10 protein-coding genes are annotated in these 11,528 nt (G+C 42.1%); 1 reads left to right on the top strand and 9 read right to left on the bottom strand.

Annotated features, from left to right (window positions below; translation table 11 throughout):
* Together J6I68_RS16945 and J6I68_RS16940 are read right to left on the bottom strand one after the other, a co-directional pair.
* Positions 1–1,640 (bottom strand): HAMP domain-containing sensor histidine kinase (locus J6I68_RS16945; protein WP_292222035.1); only part of this gene is annotated, 1,640 nt, incomplete at its 3' end.
* A 268-nt stretch (positions 1,641–1,908) separates the two neighbouring features.
* Positions 1,909–2,991: a hypothetical protein gene (locus J6I68_RS16940; protein WP_292222032.1), complete on the bottom strand. Its 1,083-nt coding sequence runs from the start codon at positions 2,989–2,991 to the stop codon at positions 1,909–1,911.
* A 235-nt stretch (positions 2,992–3,226) separates the two neighbouring features.
* Between J6I68_RS16940 and J6I68_RS16935 the strand changes: the two genes are divergently transcribed.
* Positions 3,227–3,397, top strand: a complete 171-nt coding sequence (locus J6I68_RS16935) for a hypothetical protein (protein ID WP_292222031.1) — start codon at positions 3,227–3,229, stop codon at positions 3,395–3,397.
* Between the two features lie 2 nt (positions 3,398–3,399).
* Here J6I68_RS16935 and J6I68_RS16930 read toward each other — a convergent pair whose 3' ends face one another.
* The 7 genes from J6I68_RS16930 to J6I68_RS16900 form a co-directional block, all read right to left on the bottom strand.
* On the bottom strand, positions 3,400–4,581 hold the full coding sequence (locus tag J6I68_RS16930; protein WP_292222030.1) for a pectin acetylesterase-family hydrolase: 1,182 nt from the start codon (positions 4,579–4,581) through the stop codon (positions 3,400–3,402).
* Positions 4,578–5,243 carry a DUF6320 domain-containing protein gene (locus J6I68_RS16925; RefSeq protein ID WP_292222029.1) on the bottom strand — a complete coding sequence of 222 codons (666 nt, stop codon included), beginning with the start codon at positions 5,241–5,243 and terminating at the stop codon, positions 4,578–4,580. Before J6I68_RS16925 ends, J6I68_RS16930 begins: the two co-directional genes overlap by 4 nt.
* Positions 5,244–5,260: 17 nt before the next feature.
* Positions 5,261–6,538 carry a hypothetical protein gene (locus J6I68_RS16920; RefSeq protein WP_292222027.1) on the bottom strand — a complete coding sequence of 426 codons (1,278 nt, stop codon included), beginning with the start codon at positions 6,536–6,538 and terminating at the stop codon, positions 5,261–5,263.
* A 27-nt stretch (positions 6,539–6,565) separates the two neighbouring features.
* Complete coding sequence (locus tag J6I68_RS16915) at positions 6,566–9,232, bottom strand: right-handed parallel beta-helix repeat-containing protein (protein ID WP_330622569.1); 2,667 nt, start codon at positions 9,230–9,232, stop codon at positions 6,566–6,568.
* Positions 9,233–9,443: 211 nt separating this feature from the next.
* A complete protein-coding gene (locus J6I68_RS16910; protein ID WP_292222025.1) occupies positions 9,444–10,484 on the bottom strand; it encodes a GGDEF domain-containing protein in 1,041 nt (346 codons plus the stop codon).
* Positions 10,485–10,731: 247 nt separating this feature from the next.
* Positions 10,732–11,004 (bottom strand): hypothetical protein, encoded by a 273-nt coding sequence (locus J6I68_RS16905; protein ID WP_292222024.1) that lies wholly within the window; start codon positions 11,002–11,004, stop codon positions 10,732–10,734.
* A 79-nt stretch (positions 11,005–11,083) separates the two neighbouring features.
* On the bottom strand, positions 11,084–11,528 hold a 445-nt coding region (locus J6I68_RS16900), incomplete at its 5' end, for a YggS family pyridoxal phosphate-dependent enzyme (protein WP_292222022.1).

The raw sequence follows: 11,528 nt of genomic DNA, 5'->3' as shown, positions 1-11,528 counted from the left end.
ATATTGTCATCATCTTCTGCTTCTCTAAAGCCTACGTTTAACGTGACAGTGCCTTTTTCAGTGTACTTAACAGCGTTAGTTAAGATGTTTGTTACGCACTGTTTGATCCTGACCTCATCGCCAAAGAGCTTATCCGGAGTCTTCTCATCCACGTTAACAATAACTTCAAGGCCCTTGTCATCGGCCTTTACTGATATCATGTTCAAAAGGTCATTGACCATGGAGCTTAAGTGGTATTCCACATTAAGGATGTCCATCTTCCCTGCTTCGATCTTGGAAAAATCAAGGATGTCGTTGACGATTCCAAGAAGGGAATTGCCTGCACTCTTGACATTCTGTGCATATTCATTAATCTGCGGGTCATTATTTTCCCTAAGGATCATCTCGTTCATTCCAAGAACAGCATTTATAGGCGTTCTGATCTCATGGGACATATTTGAGAGGAAGCTGCTCTTAGCCTCACTGGCCTTTTTCGCAACCTCAAGATCCATCTCAAGCTGCTGCTCCTGCTTGGTCCTCTCGATATAATCCTCTATGGAATGGACCATAGCCTTGGTAGATTCAGCTACAACAAGTATCTCATCCTTTGAGAAAGTGCGGATCTTATCCACCTTTTCTCCCACCAGGAGCTTTTGATCATCATCTGCATTGGTGTATTCATACATAAAGTCAGACAGAACTCCAAGAGGTCCACCCACAGTATATTTTATGTAGAAATTTGCAATACCTCCCAGGGGAACGCCAATACATAGCATTAGAAGTACCATCTTGATATCATAGGTCAGAGCGTAGTTATCCATAACAAAGCTCATATTTTCAATGTACTTTATTGTGGCATCAGGACTATTTTCTTCAACGCTCTCAACAACCATCTGCTTGTGGTCTCTTATATTATTGACCAGCATATCTTTCATATCCGGGAAAAGAGCTATCATAAAAACAGACACTCCAATGCCCAGCATAAGCTCTATGCCAATAATGATGGCTGTGATCTTAATACTGATCTTGGTTTTTCTGATGCTTCTTTGTATTTCCACATCCTTTTGATATGCTTTTGTATACCCTACTCCAATCGGAAATATGATCTTGATGATATCAGGCGCCTTGCTATAGAAAAAGTGAAGAATAAAGCCAATGCCAAAGATGATTATAAATTCCTTAAGGAGAAATAAAGGATAATTCTTGATGGAATCAGCATTAAACTGTGAAGCCTCAAGCACAGTAACACACCAGAACTCCACTGCTGATGTCACAAAAAGAGTTGCAGCTGACGCTATCAGCGTTTTCTTTATTGTCTTAAAGAAAAAGTACTGGGAAAAGATTGCAAAACTGGTAGTCGCCGCCAAAAAAACAGCCATACAATACGCAGTTTCCATCTCAAAGATAAGCGCACAGGTAAAACTGATCAAAAAAGAAACAAAAGAAATTACATATCCATATAATCCGCCAAGCAAAAGATATGGAAATAGTATAAAAGCAAAATCCAGATCTCCAACGACACTAAGTGTCATATTTTCCCCATGGAGCGCAGAATATACACACATCCTGGTAAGTGCGATCCAAATGGCGATCTGTATCGCTCTAAATCCTATCCTTACCCATTTCTTTTCCTGTTCAGGACTAAGTCTTTTTGTGTCCATCGCCGCCACCTTCTTTATCAAAACCGCTTTTTATCAGTATATCACACTCTTTTACACACAATACTAAACATATTATAAAGCTTTCATGACACGGGGACGGTTCTTCTGACTTGGAGACACGGGGACGGTTCTTCTGTCTTGTTTTATCAAGATAAAATAAGACAGAAGAACCGTCCCCGTGTCTCCAAGACAGAAGAACCGTCCCCGTGTCTCCAAGTCAGAAGAACCGTCCCCGTGTCTCGTCCCCGTGTCATGAAAGTTGCAGACATTACCCTTCGCCAACAGCTTCATAGGCGGTGTAAAAGGTCTCAACTCTGTCAAAGCGGTAGTAGGCGTCGCCTTTTATGGTGGCGGCGCTGCCTGGATCAAGGCAGACTTCATCGGTGTTTTGGGGTATCATCCACATGCAGTCCACAAGTTCTGAACCGTCGAAGAAAAGGACGTAGGCGTCGACTTTGACTTTTCTGTCGCTTTTATTTTCTGCTGTAAGAAGGGCTGAGGAGCCTTCGGTTGCTGTGTAGACAGATACAAGATTTGCCATATCTTCTTCATAGGGTTCACGCTTGGTGATTGAGAATTCGTAGGAATCCGGGATATTGCCGCCTAAATCTCTTTTATCAAAACGGCCTTCAAACACAAAGAGAGCTTCATTTCTTACCACTTCCACAGTTTTTTCTGATGTGGCAAGTTCTTCACCATCTTTGTCTCTGGCGATAAATCTGCACTCGTACCTTACAAGATCTCCAGTCTTATTCTGAAGCACAAGAACAGGATTGCAGTTGTGATCATCCTCTCTAAAGTACTGAGCTACCAGCATTGTTCCAACAGGAAGTCCTCCATAGGATGGCATGTTGTCATCTGAGGGCGCAATGCTTACAATCCCGCCTTTGTTTTTATCCTCTTTCCGGATGCTGTCAAGACTCTCAAAGATACTCCCGCCAGATTTTTCTGAGCTTTCAACATTTTCATCCAGCTCCTCATTCTTATCTTTAAGCTTTGCAAGGGCACTCTCTAAACTTTCACTTGTTCCAGAAGAGGCAGATGTTTCTACCTTTTCAGCTCCTTGGCTAAACTCATCTGCATCAGACTCCGAAACCAGAACCGCCTCAGCTTCCTTATTAGACTTATCTTTCCCAAAAAGATCTATCCCCAGGTTCTCATAGTTGGTGGCAAGGATAGTCTTAAATGCACTTCTCCCACTGCCGTCCTCGTAAGGAAGATGAAAGCCGTAAGTATTTAGATACATGATGATTGGCAGGATGACTCCTGCTGCCGAAATGGCAATGATCCTAAGGGCCTCAATGGACTTATCCTTAACAAATTGGTGAATGCCTATGCCTAGCGTAACCATACAGATAGCGCCTCCCACTAGAAAGGCAGACGCCACAAGCCCCAGTATTGCTAGAAGTAAAGCTATTGTAGTCATATGCATGAAAATCCCCTTACATTTCTGTGCATATTTTACAAAAACACTCAAGAATGAAATGTCAATACTTGTATATAAAAAATTATAAACTACAATATATTGTAGTTAAAGACATTTTTTAACGGTAATGTGTTATGTTTTTTTGAGGAGGTATGAAAATATGACTGATGTTGCTACTATAGAAGCTCTTGATATAAGTGTTATCCGCAACATTCTCCGCTCAATGGTCAACGAGCACTGGTCAGTGTCTGAGGCCCTTGACGAGTATGATATCCCTGAAGAGCTAAGGGGTGAATACGAAGAGCGCATCGAACAGTGCTTTATCGACTGATCTTACTCTATAAGATCCAGTCCCACATCATAAACCTTACCATCGGTGGCATCCTTAAGCCACTTTGCCATAGTTATCCCATTTTGAGAAAACAGCGTAAAATGGGGTTCACGGACGGATGTGTGTACTGTGCCACCCATGGTTATCAAAGGTATCTTCCATTCATTTAGGAATATTCCAAAGTGCGGTGTAAGCTTTTTAAGCTCAGCCACCATCTCCTTTAATTGCCTGTAATACTCTTCCTGAACCAGGCTGTCACTTACATATCTCTTATTGATAATGTCATTGTAGTAAGCACTTAATAGATAATCCCTTACAGAGCTTGAATAAAGGTATCTAAATCTCTCCCCATTCTTTTCATAAAGATCTTTATACCAGTCCAGGGTAATATTTCCTGTGTGAATTGGTTTCCATATTGATTCCTTGCACTGCCATATATTTTTTGCTGTCTTTCTCCAGTTCTTGTATAGGAGCTGTCCAGAGTCTGAAAACAAGGTTATATTCCGGACTTTGTCATAGTAATTATCTGCTATTTCACCTGCAAGGGCTGGAACTGCAAATGCACCAGCTGAATTACCTGCTATAAGTATCTGCTTGGGGCTTGGAAAAAGATCTTTTGCTACGGCCATACTCTGGAGGAAATTCACATAGCCGTGGAAATGCAAAACCTCATCGCTGCCATCCTCTGCCTTGTACGGATAATCGTTATTGCCCACATGAAAGTCCCCTGTTGCATAGGTTATTACAACAAAGCTCCAGTCTCTGAAAGGATTCTTTTCACTGACAATGTCTGTAATCCCTACATTTATGTTCATGATCTGGGTAAATGGACGCAGATTGTTCCAATAGAAGTTTGGCTGTCCTGCAGCAACCTTACCACCTGTCACAGGGCGGGCTGCAGTGTACTCGTTCCATGCCACACCTCCACCAGAGAAAAAGATGCACAGCTTATCTGGGTCTCCAAGCTTTACATAGATGTAATACTCGGACCCATCGCCAGAAAGCCCTCTTTCCAGCGGAACTCTGTACCAGGTCATTGGTTTAGGTTCCTTTGGCAGATCCTCAGCTTTTCGGCCTGAGTTTTCTATAGCCTTTCCAATCCTGTTTTCTACAAAGTCTCCCGCTCTTGAAGCGAACACAATCCCCGCTTTTAAGTTTCTCTTATGTCTGTTAGTAAGACTCATAGATTGAACATTTTCTCCGAAGCATTTTTAAGATCCCTGAATCTGAAGATCACCAGGGCTGCAATGATTATCAGATAGAACATGATACTGCTGGCTGCAGGCCATGGCAGTGTGTTCATGCCATTTTTGATGGTAATGATCTGGCAAAGAGCCATGATAAAGTCAAAGACTATATAAAGAATGTATTCATCAAGCCTTAGCTTAAGTATCAGCGCCGTAACAATAGTTACAATTGCAAGTCCAATAAGGGTCATTGGGATCATCCAGTTTACGCTCCAGCCATAAAACCCTGTCTTAAGGTCTATGTAGAAATCCACCACAATGGCAACCAGAACTTCAAAGGTTATGACCTTGATCAAGTTGTTCCTAAGATACATTGTGGCATAGATGTCGATCCAGGCAACCAAAGCACCCAGCATGATAGGGCCAATAAAAGAGTATTTGCCTTCCGTCATGATGTTTATGGTGCCAAATACGATCTCCATGGTTATGAAAATAAAAGTGCAAACTTTAAAGAAAGTGATGCTTGTGATCTTTCTCTTTTCAAGAACAGGAAATGCTGCATTCTCATCTCCCTCTGCCTCAGAAAGCTTCCCCTGACAAAGTGGACAGCACTCCTTTCGTCCTCGTATCCTGATATTACATTTATTACAAACCTGCATTAGTATAAACCTCTACTTTATTTGTTTTTCTCATGCTCATCGTAGTCGTTGGTTCCAAGCTCAATTTCAAGCCCTTCCTGAGTCAGGCACCTGAAGAAATTAAGCATGGACTTGTGGGTCTTAAAAGGCGATACCTCTCCAAACACCATCTTGTCCTTGTAAGAGCATACACATACCTGTTGAGATGAAGCTGTCATAAAGGCGCTGAATCTCTCTATATATTCAGAAACCTCAGCTGGCATCTTGATCTGTCCAAGATTAGACATTGATGTTGTGACACCCTTTTTCGCTGCCCTGTCAAAATAGCCTATAACAAGGTCCTTTATTGGAAGTGGAACCATCTTGATGGCAAGGTTGTGCTCTAAGGTTGAATAGGAGTTCATGGTCTTTTCAATATTCTCAGCAGAAAGCTTGTCCTTAAAGTCCCTGGCAACCGGGTCTATGATGCTCTTAAGCTCACCATTATAATCAGCTGGGTCATACTCAATATTTATGACTCCAAAGAAGTTCCTTGCTGTTCCGCTCTTATAGAACTGACGAAGGTTAACTGGGACGCTGACCACTATAGGACGCCTTTTCTGGAATCTGTTCATTCCCTGAATGATGGCCTTAATATAAAGAGCTACGCAAAGCACTCCAACTGTGGCATCATACTTGTGGGCCAGCTCGATAAACTTTTTGGAAGATACAGTTCCTTCCAGAAGATGGGGCAAAAGATTGTCATCCATCTCTCCTGTTATCTGATAGGCCTTTACTGCCTTCATCTCATTGAGCTGCCCAAGTCCCTTTTGCTTGTTGTAATTACCTGTAAAAGCATCCTCATTCTTTTCCTCTACAGAAAACTCATCAATGGGCTTGATATCGTGGCTTAGGTTGTACCTTATCTGCAGATACCTTATGATCAGCGACTTAAAAAACATAAAAGCTCCGGTTCCATCTGCAAGTACGTGGAACATCTCAAGATTTATCCTCTTTTCAAAGTAATTCACCCTGTAAAGAAGATTCTTTTTCCCCGGAATGTAAAGTGGAAGGCAGGCCGGCGTATGCTCCTTTTCCACCACCGCCTTAAGGTCACTGTCCTCTAAGTAGTACCAGAATATTCCCCTGTGAAGTACGCAGTTAAAAAACGGAAATTCAAGTACTGTGTCATCCAGTGCTCTTTGCAGCATATCCTCGTCGACTTTTTCTGTCAGTTCGCAGGTAAGTCTAAATACCCTTGTATTAGCTCCTTTCGCTGTCGATGGTACTATCTTGGCTGCATTATCAAGTTCGTACCAGTTAGCTCTTCTCTCCATAAACTACTATTTCCCTCAACATAATTTTCAGAGTTTTTCAAGTCTCTCTGTGACTATATCCATACCTGCTTTGTTTATCCTATAGATAACATCCTCAAGGGATATAAACTTCTTGTTGCGGATAAACTTAAGGTATTTTGTGGTAAAGCGCATCTTGATGCCCTTTGGTTCTATGCCCTGATTGACCTTGTCCTGAATAGTGCTGCAGGTATCTGCCGGATCACTGGCCATGTTTTTACTAAGGATACACAAAAGTGTTCCAGCAGTCCTTACAAAGCCTTCACAGTTATGGTCATCTGATACATCTATAGACTGAAGTGCGCCAACAGACCACTTTTTAAGGCTTCTGTAGATACCGTACTCACAGTCAAGTTCCACAAGCTTGTCAGCGGTACCGTCATAGAGCCACACTTCATTTCCCTTTACGAACATGTCCCTGACCTGGAAAAGAGATCCCTCATAGGGAAAAGAAATCCCGGCGTCCTCACAGCCTGTAAGCATGATGTTGGCATTTATGATCTCAGGCTCATCTCCTGGTTCAGGAATATCAGGCCTATCTTCAAAAGCCTCCTTGCCTTCAACTTCATCATTTACAGTTTCTTTATCCTTTGGCTCTGCGTACTCCTGCCATGGGCCTTCAATCCTCGGATTATCCCTGCCACTTATCCTGTAGGAGCCAAATGCATCTGTCACAGTAAACCTGTCAGTGTTACATTCCTCAAAAGGTCCTGCAACAGGATGAATGCCTCTTTTCCTTCCAAAGTAGTCGCTATCAAACATGATAGGACTTCCATCAGGGTTTTCAAACCTCTGCTCTGGTTCAAAGGCAATACCAAGGCTCTCTGTGTTTATTGGCATTGTGAAATTCCTTGGCAGATACTCATACAGATTGGTATGAATGGTGTATCTTCCATCGGATTCATCAAGATAAAGGCTGATCTTATGGTCCTTATCAACATGGGCCGCAAGCTCGTTATCGCAAGGCCTTGCTCCGTTGTAATATGCATTGCCACCAGTATATACAGGAAGATGGTCATAGTAGATATCATTGGATCCATATTCCGCAAAGGTGTTTTTCTTAAATCGTGAAAAATACTCAGGTGCCGTAGGAAACCTGTTATACGGGCAAGTACCTGCAATGAAATTAGCCTTATCCAGAGTATCAATATTTTCCCTGGTGCAATAATCCAGTAGATCCTGGCGGACGGTCTTTTGTATAAAGATATTATTGTAGAACCTTGCATCTCCATGAAGGATAGTCATAAAACCGGCAATCTTTGTTGAATGCGGCAGATGATATGGAGTATATCTGTCTGAAGCAAGCTTTTTTGTGCCGTTATCTGTTCCACTCCCTACCCAGGTAAAGGATCCTGCAATAAGATTGTGAACAAAAGCTATTCCCTGAGTGCTGATCCTTGCAGCCATCTCAGAAAGAAGGAGATTGTGATCTATAAGTGTAGGACCGTGAGACACCTCAATAAAGATATCTTCACCAAGTGAAAGCCCATCTTCTATAATGGTTCCTTCAGGCGGAATATTGTCGTGTAAAAAGTTCTGGGATACCCTGGTGCCTTGCGCCTGCCAGTCAAGCCAGATTCCCCTTGTGCAGTGGTCAATGTGATTTCGCCTTATGATGGTATCTACCGCAGCGTGGAGCTTGATGCCTCCAATCTCCGCTCCTGCCAGATTGTGCTTGTTATTTATATGATGGATGTGATTATCTTCGATAATTGAAAAGGCTCCGCCCATATGACCAACAATACCGGTCTGACCACAATCGTGGATGTCACAGCGCCTTATTATATGGGAGCCCACAGTCTCTTTATCCCAGCCCTCATTTACTGCCTGACATACAGCATCCCTCTGGGTTTGAGTTCCATCCTTTACAAATGTCATGCTCCACTTGTTGTTGCTGCCCTTTTGATAATACTTGCCAAGGGATATTCCGCTGCACTTTGACTCATAGATATCACAGTCCTCTATGATCCACCCCTTGGACCAATGCGGACCTATCATACCAATCTGAACAGCAGTAGGCGGAGCCCACTGGGTAGCAGCGCATCTTACTGTAAAGCCTCTTAAGGTAATGTTGTTAACTCCCTCTTTTTCCGGATAAAAGCATGCCCTGCGCACAGCAAATTCAACGTTTTCTTCGTTTGGATCCCTGTCATCAAAATTTGCATATATTACTGTTTCTGCGCCTTCCTGCGCTGTGAACCACACATACTTTGTAAAATCGGGATCCCATGATCTTTTGTCAATCTGCGGATGCATACAAACAGAGAGGTCAAAGACCTCATACATGGACTTGTTATCAATATAAATTTCGCCTGTGTGTGGATTGTTTAAAGATGCGAAAAACCAGTCGCCAAAAACTACATCTGTGTAAGGGTTGTAATCCCCAAAGAAACTATTTGGAATGCGAACACGCCAGATGTTTTCAAATTTCTCCCATCCTGTAAGACGCTCAGCTCCGGTGATGACCGCTTCGCCCTTTACCATGCTCACATATTTGATGCGCTGACTATCTGTGCCTGAAAAGGCTGGTCGTACCCATTCTCTATAGATACCAGGAGCAACAAGTACATCATCCCCAGGCTTTGCAACAAGCGCTGCTTCCTGGATCGTCCTGAAAGGATGTTCCATGGATCCGTCACCACTTCTACGCACATTTCCCGATACATAAATCTGCATACCGATGCCCTCCAATCTGCCTTTTGCTGTGCATATAACTCAAAACCAGCTATAATATAATATTATCACAGTTAAGCTCTTTTGGCGCAGTCACTGACTAAATTTAAGATGGGAGAACTTTTATGGGTAGAATGAAATATATATATGCCATAGCAATACTTGCGGCATTTATTCTTGCAGGAGTTTTGATAAACCTGATCAACTCGCTATTTTAAGTGGCATTTAACTTTTTATTCTGATACAGATCTGAATCAGCTCTTGCAATAAATGACTGGATAGTTACAGGAGCCTGATAATCGTACTGAGAGATACCAATGCTTACATGGATGTCATAGGGAGCTGCATCAACGTTTGTAGCCCTCTTGACTTCATTCTTTATCTGGTCAGCAAGCCATGCTGCCTCTGCTCTATAGGCCATCTCGGCCACTACCACAAATTCATCTGCTCCATATCTTGATACAAACATTCTGCTGCGGGATCCCTGGCAAGCGTCCTTTATTGCTGTCGCAACCCTATTAAGAGCCCTGTCACCCTCTGCATGTCCATAGGCCTCATTGATATCCCTGAGCCTGTCTATATCAACCATGATCAGGAAAAGACTAAGTCCCTGCTCTTCAGAGCGCATCTTCTGAACAAGATACTTATAGAGCTGGTTCCTGTTGTTGGTCTGTGTAAGAGGATCTATTGAAATAAGATTATCCTGTGTAGTCAGATATACATAGTAAACTGCTGCAACTGTTCCATAGCACAAAAAAGGAACGCGCCAGTAGATAGCCTGCAATGCACCAAGAATGATAGGCGCAAAAGGAAATACTCCGATCATGAAGTAGATATTCCTGTCCACATATCTGTCCTTGTTGGCAAATCTGCTAAAAGACTTAACAGATGAGGCAATAAGATATGCAAAAGGAACGATGACGAGGATAACATAGAAGCTTCCATTTACCAGCTTTCCGTTTTCATCCACGTAAAATACCAGTCCAGTCCTGTATGCAGTCACAGCAAGAAGAGCAGACACTAAAACAGGAGTTGCAAGAAGCCTTCTAAGAACTGTGTTTTCAATCAGCTTGTCTCTTTGAAGTGCCTCCGAAATGATATACCAGTAGTAGGCAGCAACACTTATTAAAATGTAGGTGAAAATATTAGAAAGATAAAGCATTGTCGGTGCAGAACTTATAATATTGCCATCAACAAGTGCCCAGAATATCTCGGCCATATAGTAAAGCATCAAAGTCACTACAAGGTTACCCAAGTATATCTGCGATGCCTGCTTGTTAACACCTCTTACGATCTTATAAAAAACAATAGAGAGTAAAAGGATGCAAGCTATATGCGCTTGAACGTAATAGAAAACATATGTCAAAGCAAAGAGCCTCCCCAATTCAATACGTGAGAAATATTTTAGCACAAAAGCCTCAAGAATACTCTAGGTTTTAGGCAGTTTATGAATAATTTATAATTTATTGCAAACTAAAAAGGAAGCTTTGCGCTTCCTTTTTTCATGCCCCGCCTGCTATAGCTTTCAGAGCATCAAATTCAGAATCATAAACACCGCCCATGGCCTCAACCTCTTCCCAGGTATACCAGGAACCTGACAGCTGTACTCCTCTTATCGAAACGTCTGTTGCAATCACCATAAATGGTTTATGGTTTACAACAATGTAACAGGTCCTGTTAAGACCAAAGGGAGTAACATACACATGCCCGGTGTCTATAAGATGATTTAATTGATCTATAGATAAGTTTTTGGATAAAGGTACAGTCTTTAGCATATCTTTCCTTCCCTATAGAATCAATTATACTATCTACTTTTTTGAGTGTAAATTCGTTTATATTTATTTTAGATTTTCGTCACGTGATTGCATAATTGCGCTCACCAAAAATTCCTGTGCCAACCCTTACAAATGTTGCTCCCTCTTCAATTGCAACCTCATAGTCCCCAGTCATTCCCATGGAAAGTGTATCCATATTAACTCCGGGGATATTCATCTTGTTTATATCATCCTTAAGTCTTCGAAGTCCTGCAAAATATACCCTGTTGCTTTCAGGATCATCAGTGTAAGGCGCAATTGTCATAAGTCCTCTAATGTTTAGATGAGGAAGGGTGCTTATTTCTTTTACAAATGAAGGAACTTCGGAAGGTGCAAGGCCAAACTTGGTATCCTCTCCAGCCATGTTGACCTCAATGAGCACATCGATATTCATATCAGCCTTGGCAAACTGTTTTTCAATCTCACCAGCAAGCTTAACATTGTCAACTGAGTGGATCATTACGACCTTCCCGGGAAGGTATTTT

The organism is Butyrivibrio sp. (assembly GCF_017940685.1).
Classification (GTDB): Bacteria; Bacillota; Clostridia; order Lachnospirales; family Lachnospiraceae; genus Butyrivibrio.
The sequence above is the reverse complement of the archived record's forward strand: the minus strand, read 5'-3'. Positions and strand labels throughout refer to the sequence as shown.